Annotated in this window: 14 protein-coding genes; 5 read left to right on the top strand and 9 right to left on the bottom strand. The window is 39.9% G+C overall.

The features are described 5' to 3' along the window. Nucleotides 1-181: 181 nt before the first annotated feature. The 3 genes from ACUNWD_RS20535 to ACUNWD_RS20525 all read right to left on the bottom strand — a co-directional run bounded on the left by ACUNWD_RS20535 (nt 182) and on the right by ACUNWD_RS20525 (nt 3,481). The gene (locus ACUNWD_RS20535; RefSeq protein WP_445589747.1) at nt 182-1,003 is read right to left on the bottom strand and encodes a hypothetical protein; all 822 of its coding nucleotides are present in this window, start codon (nt 1,001-1,003) and stop codon (nt 182-184) included. 491 nt (nt 1,004-1,494) lie between these two features. Next, on the bottom strand, nt 1,495-2,676 hold the full coding sequence (locus ACUNWD_RS20530) for an aldo/keto reductase (protein WP_445589746.1): 1,182 nt from the start codon (nt 2,674-2,676) through the stop codon (nt 1,495-1,497). Between the two features lie 142 nt (nt 2,677-2,818). Then, entirely contained in the window at nt 2,819-3,481 is a 663-nt protein-coding gene (locus ACUNWD_RS20525; protein ID WP_445589745.1) for a hypothetical protein, read from the bottom strand. A gap of 591 nt (nt 3,482-4,072) precedes the next feature. Between ACUNWD_RS20525 and ACUNWD_RS20520 the strand changes: the two genes are divergently transcribed. Then, nucleotides 4,073-4,993, top strand: a complete 921-nt coding sequence (locus ACUNWD_RS20520) for a hypothetical protein (RefSeq protein WP_445589744.1) — start codon at nt 4,073-4,075, stop codon at nt 4,991-4,993. 377 nt (nt 4,994-5,370) lie between these two features. After that, entirely contained in the window at nt 5,371-5,511 is a 141-nt protein-coding gene (locus ACUNWD_RS20515) for a hypothetical protein (protein ID WP_445589743.1), read from the top strand. Between the two features lie 1,231 nt (nt 5,512-6,742). On the opposite strand, the gene ACUNWD_RS20510 is transcribed toward ACUNWD_RS20515, so the two are convergent. The 6 genes from ACUNWD_RS20510 to ACUNWD_RS20485 form a co-directional block, all read right to left on the bottom strand. After that, nucleotides 6,743-7,327 (bottom strand): peptidylprolyl isomerase, encoded by a 585-nt coding sequence (locus ACUNWD_RS20510; RefSeq protein ID WP_445589742.1) that lies wholly within the window; start codon nt 7,325-7,327, stop codon nt 6,743-6,745. 243 nt (nt 7,328-7,570) lie between these two features. Then, the gene (locus tag ACUNWD_RS20505) at nt 7,571-8,281 is read right to left on the bottom strand and encodes a hypothetical protein (RefSeq protein WP_445589741.1); all 711 of its coding nucleotides are present in this window, start codon (nt 8,279-8,281) and stop codon (nt 7,571-7,573) included. A 5-nt stretch (nt 8,282-8,286) separates the two neighbouring features. Further along, complete coding sequence (locus ACUNWD_RS20500) at nt 8,287-10,134, bottom strand: hypothetical protein (protein WP_445589740.1); 1,848 nt, start codon at nt 10,132-10,134, stop codon at nt 8,287-8,289. Nucleotides 10,135-10,519: 385 nt separating this feature from the next. Then, nucleotides 10,520-11,260, bottom strand: a complete 741-nt coding sequence (locus ACUNWD_RS20495; protein WP_445589739.1) for a hypothetical protein — start codon at nt 11,258-11,260, stop codon at nt 10,520-10,522. A gap of 10 nt (nt 11,261-11,270) precedes the next feature. Further along, nucleotides 11,271-13,163, bottom strand: coding sequence for a hypothetical protein (locus ACUNWD_RS20490; RefSeq protein ID WP_445589738.1), 1,893 nt, complete (start codon nt 13,161-13,163; stop codon nt 11,271-11,273). 321 nt (nt 13,164-13,484) lie between these two features. Beyond that, a complete protein-coding gene (locus tag ACUNWD_RS20485) occupies nt 13,485-14,393 on the bottom strand; it encodes a hypothetical protein (protein WP_445589737.1) in 909 nt (302 codons plus the stop codon). A gap of 115 nt (nt 14,394-14,508) precedes the next feature. Here ACUNWD_RS20485 and ACUNWD_RS20480 point away from each other — a divergent pair, with 115 nt between their 5' ends. From ACUNWD_RS20480 to ACUNWD_RS20470, 3 genes are all read left to right on the top strand, one after another. Next, the gene (locus ACUNWD_RS20480) at nt 14,509-14,607 is read left to right on the top strand and encodes a hypothetical protein (RefSeq protein ID WP_445589736.1); all 99 of its coding nucleotides are present in this window, start codon (nt 14,509-14,511) and stop codon (nt 14,605-14,607) included. Nucleotides 14,608-14,686: 79 nt separating this feature from the next. After that, complete coding sequence (locus ACUNWD_RS20475; protein WP_445589735.1) at nt 14,687-16,666, top strand: DUF2075 domain-containing protein; 1,980 nt, start codon at nt 14,687-14,689, stop codon at nt 16,664-16,666. A 57-nt stretch (nt 16,667-16,723) separates the two neighbouring features. Further along, complete coding sequence (locus tag ACUNWD_RS20470) at nt 16,724-17,023, top strand: hypothetical protein (RefSeq protein WP_445589734.1); 300 nt, start codon at nt 16,724-16,726, stop codon at nt 17,021-17,023. The last annotated feature ends 421 nt before the right edge of the window (nt 17,024-17,444 follow it).

Genomic DNA, 17,444 nt, shown 5'->3' with positions numbered 1-17,444 from the left:
AAAAAGATGGAAGAATTATTATAAAAAACAGATAAATTTGAATATATAACCTGTAAACTTTTTTTAGGACGAGTCAACAGCTGAAAAATAGCCGTGGGTAGGTGATAACATCACTAAAACGAAAAACCCAGGCAGATTAAACCTACCTGGGTTATTGTGCTCTACTAATAAAAGTAAGCAGCTATTCTGTGTAATACGTATACGTTCGTTTGGCAACAACCGTTGGTTTGCCATCTTCATAAGCAATATAACTGATCCAGTTCCCCATATCATCATAGGTGTAATCGTAGGTATAGGAATCAATCTCATTACTAGTCATATCTTCAACAGTTTGTTCTTTAAAGAAGCCCTCTTCATTGGAAACGAAACTCATTTTTATGCGAACGGTATCGTTCCTGCTAGCCGTATAACTTTCTGCCAATCCATCCATATCGTAGTTAAAATTAACCAGGAACGTTTTTTCCCCATCGGCATTATACCACTGCAATGTTTCTTTCATTCCCATATCGTTATAGGTAACATCAGCACTGGCGAGCAGAGAGTCTGTCTGAGCGTTATAGCGATCAAAACGGCTGATCATCTCACCATCGTAAGTGAATTTCGAATAGTTTCGAATGGTATCTTTTACCATCCAACTGGCACCGGTTGGCTTTCCATTTTCCAAAGTTACAGTCAACTGACCAAATGGTTGATCATTTTCATCCAGATGCAAGCTTGTTACGACATTTCCATTTTCGTCAAACGACACATCAATGTCATCCGTCCAGTTAATAAGGCTGTCACGGTCGGCAACAGTAATGCGCATGCCCGCTGTAATGGTGCCATTATCATCTTTAGCCCAATAGTTTACTTCTTTTAGGTTTTTAACTTTTCCATTCAGGATCTCCGGAAAATAATAATAGGGAGTGAACATGCCAACCACCGTTTTTGGTTCTGGCTTGGGCTCTTGTGCCGTACAGGAAAAAAGTAGGGCAAGTACGAGTAATGATGCGATTCTTTTCATGTTTGCTGTGTTTTAATTTTTGATAAATAAGTGGATGATTTATATAGAATGAGTTTTTCCGGTAAGTGGTACTACTTAGAATTATTATCGCAAATCCCCGGAAGGAAATTACCAGATTTGAAAGTGATTTATTGGTGTTGTGATTGCATATTAATGTAAAAAGAACAGCCTCTACTCGTTCAGAATGTGAACCTTTGAAGTATCAAACATGACACCAGATTCTTTAGAGCGGGACGATTTTCTGAAGACAACATTCTGCCTTCACGTACTCATATTGTTGCTTTCATACAACAAATTATGATTGATCTAGTGCGGATCGAAATAAATTATCCTTCCCTCTATTGCCTTTTACAAAATGAGAAACAAAGAAACAATAGCATTGTTCTGTGAATGACTATAATATTGTTAGCGCAAAAACCCTAATAGACTCCCTGGCAGGAAACAGCCAGCGTAATTCTTTATATGAGTAAACCGACATGAATAGAGAAAACCTACTTCTTTTTCTCCTTGTAAAGGCCGGCATGAGTCTCTTCGATCAATTCTACCAGCGGAATATCTTCCTGGCACTTACTTAAATCAATCTGCTTAATATTCTCTGGTGTGGGGAAGTTCCCGGGGAACCAGTGGTCTTTTTCCTGAAACATGTTGTACCGATAATGGCCAAAGTCTTTCATATCGTAACACTTCCAAAGCTTGCGAAAACGAAGCACCTCCGGAATATTGATTCCCGAAGGATCGTTCAGCATCTCATAGCCTTCATAACCTGCATAGGATACCGTTTTCACTTGCTCGTCCAACCTTTGCCTGATGTACGTATCGGCCTCTGACATGGGTGCCGGTGCCGGGAAGATACCGTTAATCGGATTAAAATGCTCTGGTTCAGTAATACCAAAAGTGAGTGTATGTATAGCAGGATTACCCAGGCAAAACCGTGCATTCCACTGAATGGGATGAAGTGGAGCAGTCAGGTCCACCAGCTTCTGTGGTGGGTTAAACAACTGACCACCCTTGTCGTTAGGTGAAATAATAAATACCCCCATATCCTTAGATGCTGCCAGGTCAATTGCTTGTTTATGTCGTTGGAAAAAGTAATAATAATGCAGGTTAACAAATTCAAACAGGTCGGTTTCGATGGCCTTTAAGATTACATCCAGTGGGGCATGAGTGCTAAATCCCACATGTTTGATGATCCCTTCTTCCTTCATTTTAAGCAATTCTTCAACTGATCCCCCCGGTGCACAGGCTGTTTCAAACAGTTCCTGGTTGTTTATACCGTGCCAGGCATAAAAATCAAAGTAATCTGTTTGCAGGGTTTCCAGTTGCTCATTCACCAATGCACGCATCTCTGCGGCCGTTTTTGCGCTGCCTTTGGTCATCAGGTAGTAGGAATCGCGTTTTACCTTCAGCTTTTCATTCAGCACGATCCCAAAAGCTGTTTCACTTTTTTTATAACCATAAGCGGTTTCAATCAGGTTGATGCCCTGCTCCAATGCCAATTCAACTGTTTTGGTAACCTGCTGCATGGTGTCTTCTGGAATTTCATGACGCGGATCGTCCCAGCCATGCTTGAAGCGCATGCCTCCCAAAGTAATTACACTAACATTCTTCTCTGTTTTGCCAAAACGCCGATATTCCATTTTAGGCTGGTAAATGCTCATTGTAGTAAAATCCATAAAATCAAATTGCTTAAGGGCTGGCAAAAGTAATAAATCAATAAGCAATTGGGAGAATATGTTTTGTTATTAAATATTCATCTTTTACATTATAGGGCTGAACAGCAAATCACCCCTGAGCTGAATAATCTGATGTAGACTATTACCAATTACCCTTTACCCATTTTGTATTGAATATATCTCCAAACCTGTTCCACATACCGGGTCGAAGTTTCCTGTAAAGTATATGAGCCAGTTTTTTTCGGTCTGCGGGTAATAGAAAGTTGCTATGACCACCATCTGTCGCGAACTTCTTATCTGTCACTGTAAATAATTCTTTAAGCTCTTCAAAATGATTGAACGTTTCATTTAGCTCATCTAGCTTATCATTTGCAAGCATCCAGTTATCTCCATTTTTCAGATTCTCAAGATTCAATGGTTTTTCATTTTCACCAAACCTGTACACAGGAACCCTTTTAGTCATTTCTGCCAACCAGGAATAGGCAATGAATCGCGGAAAAATGCCCTGTCGGATATAAATTGTCTCCTCACTGACCAAACCAAAATGATCACGCAAACACATTTTCTGATCAGTATAAAGTTCGTCCTTGCTTATCATATTCTTTGGTTTTTCAAGTTCTTGCTGTTTTTTTACAATCTTTCGATACCTGCTATGGCAAAACTGAACAACCGTGAAATAGTTCTGTTTTTTGTTCCATCGAAATACAATAATTGCTGCAATTATCGATAATAATGTACCTGCTTCGAACACAAGTTTAAAAATATCATAGGAGTCGTGATTTGGGAAAAGGCAATTTGATAACATCTGAATGATTTTGTGGGTGAAACTTTATCAAAATTAAGTCATTGTTTCACATAAGTCAAATCAATAGCAACTTTTCATATGAGATTTATGGGAAATGAAAGCGAGTCTTAAGAAATATATACTTTATGCGACACATGAATATAAAAGTGCTTTACATTTCCTATAAAACCCAGTTTAAGTGTAATCCAGAAACCAGAAAGATCACGGCATGTCGTGACCTTCTAGTGTTGCTCTCTTCTCCCATGACTATTTCGTTACACCCGTTGGGGGGGAAGTACAAATAGTGACCAATCGATTTCTTCATCCTCAAACGGGAAGGCTTTTCATTTTTCATTCGATAAAAGCGAAGATCGGTGGTTATATATACCGACTCTCCCCTGATTTGGATACAACCCACTTAGATTGATCCAACTCTTTCCCTCTCTACAGGTAGAATGGGAAAAGCAAGCGCAGCGGGCTTGGGGTGAGTCAAAAAATTACGCTTGAGTATAAAAAATGAAAGAAGCCCAAAGCCTTTTCATTTATATTTGAATGGCTATAAAATAATACTAATTTTGTGCTCGTTGTTAACTAGCTAAAAGCTTTGAAACTATGGTTGATTCAGGAACCCCCAAAAAGAAATTCTCGTTAGGCGCAACAGATAAAGACCGCAGAAATAACCTGATAGTTATCTTCCTTGCGTTTTTCCTGTTGGTGGTTGTGGTGTTGTTTTTCATGCAACGTGGAGAACACAAACAGATTTTGCAAACCCTTAATGCCGAGAAAGATTCCATCCAGGTAGAGCTAAGCGAGATGGTTCAGAGTTACGACTCCCTGAAAACCGATAACGACACCATCAATGCTGCATTGTTTGTGGCTCAAACCAAGGTGAAAGATTTATTGTTGGAGGTCGGCCAGATTAAAAAGGCCAGCTACGACCAGATTTCTCAATACCAGGCGCAGGTGACTACCTTGCGTGGAATCATGCGGAACTATATTGTACAAATTGACTCCCTGAACCAGCGCAATGAAGAGTTGATGGCCGAGAACAGACAGGTTAAAGAGGAATACATGGTGGTGGAGTCCAAGAATAAAAACCTCGAAAAGGAAAAGCAGCAGCTGGCTCAAAAGGTGGAACGTGCGGCAATGCTTGAAGCCCTTTCGCTAAGTGCCTTTGGGATTAACGACCGTGGGAACGATGTAAACAACAGCCAAAAGGCAGAGAAAATACAGGTAAGCTTTACCCTTAGTAAAAACGTAACTGCCAAGCGGGGTGCTAAAAATATTTATGTGCGTATTCAGCGTCCCGATCAAATCTTATTGATTAAATCCAAAAATGACTTATTCCGATTCGAAGATTTGCGTATTCCCTACTCGGCTATGCGCGAGGTGACCTACGAAGGAAACGAATTGCCGGTTAATATTTTTTGGGATAACAATGGTGAAGATCCTCTTATTCCAGGGGAATATACCATCGACATTTTTGCCGACGGCAACAACATCGGTACCACTACCTTCAGCTTTAAGAAGTAGTTACTAGCTTTTAGCTGCTAGCTATTAGTCTATGACCTGGTGAGAAAAGCTAGTCGGTGACTGACTACAAGATTCAAAAGCATTAGATTTTAGAAAACCAATCTAAGTTAGTTGCGCAAGAACTTGGTATTAAGAAATAAGGTTGTGTGTGTTATCTGATATCTACTAAGGTATTTTTTAAAGATAAGGTATAGAAGAAAAACCTTATTCCGTTTTTGAACCTAAGTAGCTTTGTTACATCCTTCAAGATCAAATCTTATTAATATCCATTCATTTGAAGTTTAAATTTCCCCTTTGGGGTTAATCTAGGAATGGCCAGTTAAAATGGTCTGGCCGGCGTTGGATGGAACAATTTTTTGTGGCATTTAAAAGAATTGATGAGACGAGCTGTCTTTCAAAACAAAAGCCAGGTTTTCCTAAACCGGATTGGTTATTCCTTTTTCCCTGCAGCTGGAAAAAGGAACCAAAAAGAGCCGCCGCTGAATGAAAAATTGCTAAAAACCAGTTCCATTCACTAAAATCGACCAAACTCCTCCCGCTGGTCGTCAAGCAGGCTCGATTTTTCAACGTTCATTCCATTGGTTTTCTTAACGGATTTTTCATTAGGCGGGAACCAGGACAGCCACGCCTTTCTGTGATCAAATCCTCGTTTTCACCATTCTGATTTGAAGATTTAAAAGTATTTGATTTTGGAAAAATAAACTTGATTATCCGGAGTTTGATCTAAGTTGATTTTATAAGAGCCAGCCAATATAAATAAGGTTGTGTGTGTTATCTGATATCTACTAAGGTATTTTTTAAAGATAAGGTTTAGAAGAAAAACCTTATTCCGTTTTTGAACCTAAGTAGCTTGGTTACATCCTTCAAGATCAAATCTTATATATCCATTCATTTGAAGTTTAAATTTCCCCTTTGGGGTTAATTTAGGGATGGCCAGTCAAAATGCCGGGCCGGCGTTGGAGCGAACAATTTTTTGTGGCATTTAAAAGAATTGATGAGACGAGCTGTCTTTCAAAACAAAAGCCAGGTTTTCCTAAACCGGATTGGTTATTCCTTTTTCCCTGCAGCTGGAAAAAGGAACCAAAAAGAGCCGCAGCTGAATGAAAAATTGCTAAAAATCAGTTCCATTCACTAAAATCGACCAAACTCCTCCCGCTGGTCGTCAAGCAAGCTCGATTTTTCTACGTTCATTCCATTGGTTTTCTTAACGCATTTTTCATTAGGCGGGAACCAGGACAGCCACGCCTTTCTGTGATCAAATCCTCATTTTCACCATTCTGATTTGAAGATTTAAAAGTATTTGATTTTGGAAAAATAAACATATTTAACCTTTGTTAGATCTGAGTTAGTTATGCAAGAACCCGATAATAAAATAAGGTTGTGTATGGTTTTATTTGATATCTACTAAGGTATTTTTTAAAGATAAGGTTTAGAAGAAAAACCTTATTCCATTTTTGAACCTAAGTAGTGTGGTTACATACTTCAAGATCAAACCTTATTAATGTCCATCCATTTAACGATTGAATTTTCCCTTTGGGGTTAATTTAGGGATGGCCAGTCAAAATGCCGGGCCGGCGTTGGAGCGAACAATTTTTTGTGGGTATTCAGGGATGTGTTCCTGAAAGAAAAAATTGGGAGGCGGGTTGAAGGTTCATTTTGACGAGATTTTTTTATCCTTTTTATCGATTGAAAAAGGATAAGCCCATCTGGCTTGAAGATTTAAAAGCATTAGATTTTAGAAAAGTAATCTTACTTTACTCTGGTGATTGAATAAATCTCCACTGATTTGGGAAGATACTGCCCATCATCTGGTTGTTGTTGAATCTCCAGAACCACATCCATCCCCTCTACCACTTGTCCAAAGGCTGCAAAACCCTGTCCATCGGGATTACGTTTTCCACCAAAGTCCAACTCTGGTTGATCATTGACGCAGATAAAGAATTCCGTATTGGCAGTGCTGGGTTCATTTCTGGCCATGGAAATGGTTCCATCAAGGTGTTTTAGACCTGTCTGCTTGGTGGTTTCGTGTGCAATTGCGGGAAATTCCTTGACATCTTCATCCCTGCTTAGTCCTCCCTGTATGACTTCAATCTTCACCTTATTTTGTGGCTGATTGTCCATACGAACTACCCGGTAAAAAGAAGATGCCGAGTTTAGGTATACGCCCCGATCCACCAGGCTTAAAAAGTTCCCGGCTGTAACAGGTGCATGTATTGTATCAATTTCCACAACAATATTCCCCAGCGAACTGCTAATCTCAACTTTGGGGAAGGAAGCACGATTACAGGCATACAGGCTTGAAAAAGCAATTAGTAGTACAGCAAGTTTTTTCATTTCTACGGACTTTTTAGTTGCGGTATACAAACTTAACATTTTATCAGAATACTTTCAGAGGTTGATTTTTTATTCATATATTCACCCTAAATATATGCACGCTGTTTCTCAAGGGAATAGCGACGTTTGATCTTAAGCAGTTGTATAAAAAGAGGAAGACTGACGATGATAGGTTTGTTAGTAGCTACTGGTAACCCAATTCTTCAGGACTATGATTCTGAATAAATAGTAAATACAATAAAATTATAAACGCCAATAAACCACCAGACCTGCACGTAGTCCATTCCAATTTGGTTCAATCTTTTCTCCTGTATCATTGTTCCTTATTTTGAGATCCTTGTCACCTTCTGCATAATACCCATTTTCAAATCCCTTATAAAAGGATATGTTAGCCGAAATAATTATATGCTCTCCCAAGTGTTGCATATAATTCACCCCGGGCTGCAAATAATATCCTCGGGCATTAAACTCTTCATAGTTATCGATTGCCTCCTCATTAACTAATATTTTTTCATCAAAAGTCATAAAACTGAATGCCATTCCCCCTTCGATTGAAACACTAATGCCACTCTTTCTGCCCGGAGCTTTTCCCAAAAGAAGTTTTAGCCCTGGAAACCATCCCTTCTGTTGGTTATCAAAAGTGTATTCGCCAGAATAATCGGCAAGATGAATCCGGGAACCAGTTGATGTTGTAGAAAATTTTAATCCAACGGCCAGAACCTTCGGAAAACTGTACAATGCTTCTGCTTGAAAAAAATACCAACCAGGAAAATCATCCGTGATAAAAGGAGCAAAAGGCAATTTGCTTAGCACCGTTTCATTGTAATCTTTAGTATCAGTCATATCAAAAGTGGCATAACCACACCCGACACCGACCATGTATTTTTGAGCACCCGCTGTATTTGCAATAAACAGAAATAACAGCACGGCATTAAAATTCAATAATTTTTTCATGTGTATCAAAGTTTTGATTCTACATCCAATCTTCGCCCCCCGTCCCATAATATTTGTCCATTGTTGTATTTCATTCCCCACCAATTTAAGTAATGCGATTCATATGTTTTCCCCAAGATAATACGCATACCAGTTTCGGTGTTCAATAAAACAAGATTTTCGCCTTCGCGAAGGAAAAGTTGGTTACCTGCTTTATCTACATGAAAAACCTCAGTATTTACACCATGTGTCAAGTCCCATTGGTGAAGAATAGTTTGGGTAGTACAGTCGATAACCTCAATCTTCTCAGAATCAACTCTAACAAGCTTTGGCTGCTCACCTGTCAAAAAGTCGGCAAAAACGGTACTGTTGCCGTTCATATTTAGCTCCTCCATAGGAACAAGCTCGTTATCCATAAGCTGCAAAAACTCAAATCCACCCCAGTTTTTGACGCAAAAGTATTTACCATCTCCTGATATGTAATGCTGATAAAGCCCCTTGTAGACAAGTGTTCCATCGGCAATAATTTTTTCATTAACAAAATCGTATAACATTATATTTTGCCCGGAAAGAACAATCCCGGTTCCATTATCAGCAACTGTTGTAATGTGTTCGATGTAAGGAAGCTGACCGGAAAAATCGATGATTTTATGGTTATCCGGATTTTCTAAATCGAGGAAATAAAGCTGATTAGGCTCATTCATGTTGGCAATTAAAAACTTATTGCCAGCAGAAACTTCAAAGTTTCCAAAAACCGGTAATTGAATTGTTTCCACGACCTGGTTAAGCTCTGTATTGAAAACATCAACTTCTTTATAGTTGGACAAATAAATCCGATTTTCGATACCAACTCTACCATTGATAAACTCTGGAGAAGGTTGACCACTAGATGCCGTTACTTTTGTTGCCAGATGCACCGGACGACTCCAATCTTCAAGGTATATCGTTCCACTAGGATCAAGCTGAAGCCACAAATTGTAATTATATGCAAAATACGGGTCTGTAATTTCAATTGAGTCCATTGATGGGCCATCGACCAAGTAGAGTGGCACAAATCCCTCATTCGTCCATGAAATGTCGTCGTCCATAATCCTATATCCTTTTAATGCTGCCCAAAAAGGTGGCTTTTCCCAATGTAGCACAATATTCCCTTGTGCATTATTGGTGGCACTAACCTGCGGAATAGGTCCCTCAATATCCAAGGAACGCCCTCGGTGACGATCATTTACCAGCACATAATACCTGGAATTCTCTCCGTGATAGTTTGGATCTGTAACGGTAGTTTGATGTTGATCAGTAATAGTAGCCACTAACTGATCAGGCAACCCTGTAGGCTGAACATATTTATAAACTTGATAATTTTCAAAGTTTAATCCCTTAAACTCTTCCCATTGTATTTTCAACATCCCGCTTTCAAAGGACGTAGCAATGATCGCTGGTCCCATTTCCCAATCGTCCACTACCTTCAGCACCCAGTCCTGTTGCAATAAAAAGCCTTCAGCACCGGTAAGATCTGCTATGCTGCCAGTACGCGATCTGGTATATAACTGCAAGCTTAGAGAATGGGTTCCAGGTGGAAATCCCGGAAAGTACCAAGACAACTCCACTGCTCCCTGTTCTTCCGGATTGGGGCTAATTGCCTCCCCATCAATAATGAAACGTGCCCAATTAACCAGGTCTCCGTTCTTTGTGTAATGGAAATGAATCCATTCATTGTTGTAAACGTAAAGTGTGTCGGTATCGAAGTTAAGTTCAACGTCTACGTAAGGTAGCTTGCCAACTTGGTCTAGCTCTTCAAAATGCTCGCCGGATGGACTGAAATAACAACCTGCAAGCATAAAAATCAAGATCGCAATTAAAAATATCCTTTGCATCAAATTAAAGTTTAGTGCCTAATCCAATTGAATAAACGCCCCGGATAATGTTCCTTGTTGGTGGCTTTTTGATAAAAAAATAGAACAATTATTATTGGCTTTTATAGCTGATATTAGAATCTTATTGAATATAAAACTTTCTTATGTCGACATTATTATTTCACATTAGAAAGAAAAGTATAAAATATTTTTAGCGAACAGATTTGCAACCATACACAAACTTAGTACCGCTTAAATGAATCTACCTTAACAAATCCAAGAACCCTGATCTATCACAAATACACTAAATCCAAGCAAGTCACCGAAACAATGCAATTAGAAATTATCAATACGCAATTGTATCGTGCGATCAACGAAGTTCTTTCTTTAAATACCGTTGTAAAATTTAGTTGTGACTCGATGGATTATCATTTGCTTTTTTACTCAAACAATATTCAAGCTGCAGTCCCAGCCGGATCCCGCTCCATCCGGGATAAATTACCTGACGGTTGATTTCCAGCCATTGGTCTTTGTTCCCATCCACAAACAGTTTCCGGGAGAAGTCAATCATGTACCCGATGTTAGCCTGTAACCGCACATTATTTAAACGATATTGCATATAAAATCCAGGCTCGAGAGCAAAGCCGGAAGCCTTAAATTGGTAATTTTCATCTTCTCTTCCAGCTGGGTATATCTCAATATCCAAATAATCTTTCATTTTGAGGGTAGTAAACATCCAGGAAGCATCGACGTAAAAACCAGTCGCCAACTCGCCTGTTTCCTGAATATGCTTTTGAAGGGTAAGACCTAATTGAGTGCCGTTGATAATTGCATCCAGATCAATCCGCCCCGAATAATCTGAGACCGTTGATCTGGCACCAGTCGAATTAAAGGCGCCAAAAATGCCAAGCTTATTAAAAATGCTCCAATCGTTAAGGGCCAATTCAGCCCGGTAGTTCAGAGTCATTGGGAATTCTTCGGTTGTCTTAAGCGGAATGGTCACCTGTTCAAGCCGATACTGTTGCAGGGTCTTAAGCGTTTTCATCTCATAGCTCCCCACGCCAAGCCGGGCGCCGGCTGACCAATATTGAGCAAACAACCCACTTGAAATGAAGATAAGACTGATGATGAGATATAGTTTTTTCATATGGATTGGTCTAATAGCTGTTGATGTTAATACAAAATCCCTCGGAACTAAAAATGTGGGAACGATACAACCAAAGGTCGTTTATTTGCGGATGCAGGGAAATCCGTTTTTCCATATTTCCAGTAGTAAAATTATAGAGGTAGATAAACTCTCTGTAATCAGACCCTGGTATTTTGCTGCAAAAAGCCACCAGCTTACTCTCCGGATCGGCACCAGAAAAGTATCCCACCTTCACGGGAAATTCATTAAAAACCTGTAAATCGGCCGCATCATACACGCCAAATTGGTTTCCGGTAGAACCTGCATGATTAAACTCATATCCCTTTAAGACCATCAATTGATGGCCGTTATCCGGCATCCAGCTAACATGGGAGTACATATTGGCAGGTAATTCTCCCATCGATTCCATTCCGGACGCGCCAGCCCGCCATACCTGAATAACCGATTGATCGGCATATCCCAGGTATTTTTTTCTGAAAGCGTATTGTCCGTCGGGCGAAAGGGAGCAGCCTTCCAGTTCTTCATTTGGATCGGTAAAAACCAGTTCCTGGCTATTCCAGTCGTACAAGCCAGCACCAAACCCTACAGGCCCAACCATCCGGTTATTGGTAGAAATAGAAAAGTTGTTCCAGAACCAATGGAAGCCAAAGTCCCAACATTCATAGCTGGTATAATCATTCAAATCAGACTTGTTATATATTTTCATGCTCGAATTGATCTGAGTCACCAATCGCTGATCATGGAATGATACAAACCAAGATGAGAAGAAACCGGATTCGCAGGAATCACGGCTGACAATATCCGGATAACTAAACCGGTATATTTTCCCGTTGTTTCCAGCTATGTAAAAGTTCCCTTCAATTGGATCTCCAGCAAACTGGCTGAATTCAGGGAGCCTGCTTCCAATACCAAAAGACACTGTTGATTTCAATATTTGATTGTCCTGGTAGATGGGAATGTTGGTCGTTGGATATACCGACAGTGTATAGTTGCTGGTTTGTCCAAACCGTAATCCGCTGACAACACAAGTCGTATCATTGATATCGGTTGAAGAGTACAGCGTAATCGGCGGATTTGGGTAATAATCGCTTACGCCGATTGTGGTGTGGTCAACTGCTTTGTGAAATAAATTCTTCGTCCATTTGAAGGCAACACTATCACCCTCAACCCAGAGGGTATCCAATTTTGGAAGTGGCGAGTCGAAGCGTTTTTTCTGGCCAACTGCTGTTTGATTACTACCCTGAACCTCGATCCAGTATATTCCGGTGCCACCAATAAAAGATGAATCCTGCCACGAGTTTAAGCTGGAATCCGTAACTTCTGCAATCAGATGACCGTTCCCTTCCCATTCTGATTCACCAAAATTTTTATATAGCAGGTATTTCTGAAAGTTAAACCGCTCGTACTCTTCCCATTCAATTTTTAAAATTCCATCATTATTGTAAATGTTGGTAATTTCCACGGGATCAGGATTGCCTCCATCCAACAGCACCTCCCAGCTCTGTTCAAAGAAAAAACCTTCAACCCCCAACTGATCGGCAATACTCCCTGTATTGGTATTGGTGGCGACCTTCATGGTCATTGTTTGCTGACTAATGCCCCAAGGTGACGGTTCAAATACAAAATAATCAATGGCCTCATCACCGGTGTAGATCAGTTGATCCCCAACAAAGAACTGGACCTCGTAAACATCCAGTCCAAAGGTGTTCAAGTTATAATTTACCAAAGTAGGTACGGTGAAAATATATTGGGTTTCGAAAGGAGTTAACTCCACCTGGATCATCTTCGTGGTGTCCGGCGGTGCTATTTCCTGCCAGTTTTCGCTGGTTAACTCATGCTCGCATGAGCTGAGGAAAACGAAGGCTCCAATAGTGACGGCAAGAACTAAAACATTGTTTTTCATGGCGTACTTAATATAATTGGGAAATTTAAAAAATATTCCAATATCCTATTCTTCGCCCCGCCTTGTTTTACCTAATTTAAATCTAATCTAAAAAAACAGTTCTCAATTCGACATTGAACCACCTACCAGCCACTTACGACTTAAGGTTCGCTTTCTTTTCCGGATGGCTAATGTACACAATCCCCAAACGAGAAGTTACAAGATGAGCTGCATTAAAGGCAGAGACACCAAACCAGAAACAAGGTGCAGAGGTTTCTTTTTGTGTTAAGAGCTGAAAAAAGGATTTGCATCCGTAAAAGACCATTACCGATGGTAGCTGCGTTAGTTGCCGTTCAGGCGGAACTTTTGTTTAAAGGAAGTCCGCTGAAAGCTGCTGCTACGATCGAACGATCCGTTAACTGGCTTCTGACCACCACCACCCATTCGACCTCCACCTTGCATACCTCCACCCATACGTCCGCCGCCGCCACCCTGGCGCATACCGCCCTGTGGTCGGCCCTGACCACCTCCGGCATGTACGCTGGCATTGTTGCCGCTTCCAGTAGGACGGCTCATTGCATTAACCACTACATTGAGGGTGAGGACTTGCTTACCCGGTGTATAAGCAGCTCCAAAAAGCTCTTTCAGAGGGATGCCGATCTCATACACCAATTGCCTTTCGAGGTTTTCGCCCACAGCAATGCGTATTCCGTTTTGGTTCCGCAAGAGAACTTCACTCTTGTCTGTTTGGAAGCCATTAACTTGTACCGCTCCCAGTTGTAGCCCGTAGTTTCTGATCATCGGGTTTTCCTTTACCAATGAACCGGACATTGGATCTTGCCCCCGATCACCCATGCGCTCCATGTTGGCTGCCGGAAAAATCAGGCTGGCCTTTATCTTGTTTTTCTTGTCCTTTGCGATTAGTTGCATGGTCCAGCCAGCAGTCATCATCTTCCGCATTTTAAGCATGTCGCGGACTGTGAACGTCAAATACAGCTGATCGCTGCTGTTCGAAATGGCATATAGCAATCCGCTGGCACTGTCGTAGAAATTCAGGGGCTTGGCCCATTCCTGGTCGTTGCCATCAACCACCACAGGCTTGGCCTGCCAACGTGCCTGCGAACCATCACTTTGCGCCTGTACATGCCCCATCAATACTACGAGGCCCACCATCACTAATCCGAACTTTTTCATGCCGATCCTGATTTTAACTTGTTGTTTTGAAATTTCCGATGGGCTTGCTTCACCCAATCGGATTTTATTTTATTGAACGAATGTTCAAAGAAACCTATTTTTTGTGAATACAGAATTCACCTTGATGTTAAAAATCATTAAGGATTAAAGTCCTTTTAGCTAATTTTAATGCATGGATGTACACGATCCCAAAACCAGAAGTTATAATATGAGCCGCATTAAGGGGAAGAATACCAAATCCGAAATGCTGGTTCGAAAGTTTTGTTATTAACACATAATATAAAAAGGTTTCAAGATCAGTGATATTAATTAAGGTTTTTTCTGATATTTGATTATCAAAAAAATAATTAATGAATCGAGCATATTATTCAGACTCCATCGATAAGTTTTTACAAAAACCCTATACACAGATATTGGGTGAGTTAGCAGATAATAATGAGTTCATTACTGAGCAAACTCAAAGAGATTCATGGAAATTTCAAATTGACTATTTGCAAAATCTGCTTATCGGACAATCAGGTTCAATTTATTTTGAGTATGCCATACCTAGAATGGGTAAACGTATTGATGTTCTTTTGATTATTAAATCAATCATTTTTGTGGTTGAATTTAAAGTTGGTGAAAAGGAATATCCTGCATACGCAATTGATCAAGTTTGGGATTATGCTTTGGATTTGAAAAATTTCCACGAAACGAGTCACGATAAAGTAATAGTTCCAGTTTTACTAGCTACTAAAGCCAAGCAGTCCGATTTCTTCTTAACAGCTTCGAAACAAGACGATAATCTTTTTGATCCGGTCAAATCAAATACTGAAAGTTTAAGTAGTATCATCGCTCATGCTGTGCGGTTTCTTGATGGACATGCACAAATAAATACTGAGGATTGGGAACAAGGGCGTTATCAACCAACGCCAACAATTATTGAGGCTGCAACTTCGCTTTATGCGAATCATTCAGTTGAAGATATTTCGAGGAGTGATGCAAGTGCAATTAATTTGAGTCAAACTTCGGATGAAGTCGCAGCAATTATCAAAAAGTCTAGAGATAATTCAGAGAAAGCAATTTGTTTTGTTACGGGAGTGCCCGGAGCAGGAAAAACTTTGGTCGGTCTCAATATTGCAACTACCCATTTTGATAAAGACAGCGAATTGTATAGCGTTTTTCTTTCAGGTAATGGACCTTTAGTAAAGATATTACAAGAAGCCTTAGCGCGAGATAAAGTAAAAAGAGCAAAAGCAAAAGGAGAGAAACTGACAAAGAAAGTTGCTCACAGCGAAGTGCAGGCATTCATTCAAAATGTGCATCATTTCAGAGATGAAGGCTTACGGGACAGCAATCCACCAATTGAACACGTCACTTTGTTTGACGAAGCTCAGCGTGCTTGGACATTGGAACAAACCACCAACTTTATGCGACAAAAAAAAGGTGTTCCAGATTTTAATAAGTCTGAACCAGAATTTCTTATTTCTTGTCTCGACCGACACCCTGATTGGGCGGTGGTGGTGTGTTTAGTTGGTGGCGGACAAGAAATAAATACAGGAGAAGCAGGTATCTCTGAATGGATAGAAGCACTCGATCGATCCTTTCCTGATTGGAATATTTACATGTCAACCAAGTTGACGGACAGTGAGTATAACGCTGAACAAATTTTGCAGCAGATTAAACAACGACGAAATGTAATACATTCAGACTCTTTACACCTAGCCGTTTCTATGCGGTCATTTCGCGCCGAAAATGTTTCATTGTTGGTAAAACAAATTTTGGATTTAGACAAAATTGGAGCACAATCGACTTTGTCAGAGTTAAACGAAAAGTATCCCATCGTCTTAACTCGAAACTTTAAAAAAGCGAAACAATGGTTACGAGATAAAGCAAGAGGTTCAGAGCGATATGGAATTGTAGTTTCATCTCAAGCCCAACGATTAAAACCTTATTGTATCGATGTGAAATCGCCGATTGATCCAGTACATTGGTTCTTGGATGAAAAAGACGATATCCGCTCCTCATATTATTTAGAAGATGTGGCGACAGAATTTCATGTTCAAGGTCTTGAACTCGATTGGGCATGTGTAGCGTGGGATGGAGATTTTAGATTTTCTGAAGAAGGATGGGATTACAAATCTTTTAAAGGCAGCAAATGGCAAAATATAAATAAAGCTGATCGAAAACTGTATTTAAAAAATGCCTATCGAGTGCTACTTACAAGAGCTCGTCAAGGAATGGTGATTGTTGTACCTGAAGGCAATGTGGAAGACCACACACGACTACCCGAGTTTTATGATTCAACATTCAACTATTTAGAATCTATTGGTTTTGATGTGATTGAATAATGTGACTTATAGTCCGTTGATTTTAGTCTCGAATATCCATTCTTTTGAAAATAAAAAATGGCAAACAATATTCGACTTCACTATTTACATCGCGATTCTGGTAATTATAAATTGTTTGGGTCAAAAGATTTTTCAAATCCTAATAATTTCTCATTGGACGAAATCAAAAAGCTTCTAAGACAATTTTTGATTGACAGTATGTTTTTCTATCCAGAAAAAGTAGGAATTAAAAAATTTGAAGTTCGCAGGTACTGTGATGACAATTCTTGGTATGAGATGGAGTTTATTGAACTTGTTGAAGGAAGAAAGGGAAATGATACAATCGACGATTTTATTGAAAGGCTGAACAATCAATGATTAATTGGTTAATAATTTTCGTAGCTGTTAGAACCAATTTATAATCAATATCCCCTCTACTCGCATTTTACCTACCTCCGCTCGCGCCGATTTGCAATCGGTGTGCCATTCGAAAGGATGGACTGCATTTTCGCCCTACGGGTGAGGGACGAATTATAAATTCTCACCAGCGGTGAGGTCTGCTGTCTGGGTAAGCATGGTCACGACATGTCGTGACCGTATATTCTTGGGCAGTTACGTGACTTTATATTGATGAACTTGTTTGTGACCATATAATATCAAGCCACGAGATGAATACTGTATACCGCTCGTTAGAAAGTTTGGATGAAACAGGCAAGGAATATTGTCTTGTCCTAAAATAGGTTTACACAAAAAGTAAATTTATGCCAGTATTTAAGATCTATGAAGAAAGCTTCAAACG

It is taken from the genome of Sunxiuqinia sp. A32 (assembly GCF_052690465.1).
This window is presented reverse-complemented; position numbering and strand designations above follow the sequence as displayed.

Bases quoted from the DNA above. Each gene is read 5' to 3' on its own strand.
- ACUNWD_RS20535 (WP_445589747.1), bottom strand. From the start codon at position 1,003: ATGAAAAGAATCGCATCATTACTCGTACTTGCCCTACTTTTTTCCTGT.
- ACUNWD_RS20530 (WP_445589746.1), bottom strand. From the start codon at position 2,676: ATGGATTTTACTACAATGAGCATTTACCAGCCTAAAATGGAATATCGG.
- ACUNWD_RS20525 (WP_445589745.1), bottom strand. From the start codon at position 3,481: ATGTTATCAAATTGCCTTTTCCCAAATCACGACTCCTATGATATTTTT.
- ACUNWD_RS20520 (WP_445589744.1), top strand. From the start codon at position 4,073: ATGGTTGATTCAGGAACCCCCAAAAAGAAATTCTCGTTAGGCGCAACA.
- ACUNWD_RS20515 (WP_445589743.1), top strand. From the start codon at position 5,371: ATGAGACGAGCTGTCTTTCAAAACAAAAGCCAGGTTTTCCTAAACCGG.
- ACUNWD_RS20510 (WP_445589742.1), bottom strand. From the start codon at position 7,327: ATGAAAAAACTTGCTGTACTACTAATTGCTTTTTCAAGCCTGTATGCC.
- ACUNWD_RS20505 (WP_445589741.1), bottom strand. From the start codon at position 8,281: ATGAAAAAATTATTGAATTTTAATGCCGTGCTGTTATTTCTGTTTATT.
- ACUNWD_RS20500 (WP_445589740.1), bottom strand. From the start codon at position 10,134: ATGCAAAGGATATTTTTAATTGCGATCTTGATTTTTATGCTTGCAGGT.
- ACUNWD_RS20495 (WP_445589739.1), bottom strand. From the start codon at position 11,260: ATGAAAAAACTATATCTCATCATCAGTCTTATCTTCATTTCAAGTGGG.
- ACUNWD_RS20490 (WP_445589738.1), bottom strand. From the start codon at position 13,163: ATGAAAAACAATGTTTTAGTTCTTGCCGTCACTATTGGAGCCTTCGTT.
- ACUNWD_RS20480 (WP_445589736.1), top strand. From the start codon at position 14,509: ATGGATGTACACGATCCCAAAACCAGAAGTTATAATATGAGCCGCATT.
- ACUNWD_RS20475 (WP_445589735.1), top strand. From the start codon at position 14,687: ATGAATCGAGCATATTATTCAGACTCCATCGATAAGTTTTTACAAAAA.
- ACUNWD_RS20470 (WP_445589734.1), top strand. From the start codon at position 16,724: ATGGCAAACAATATTCGACTTCACTATTTACATCGCGATTCTGGTAAT.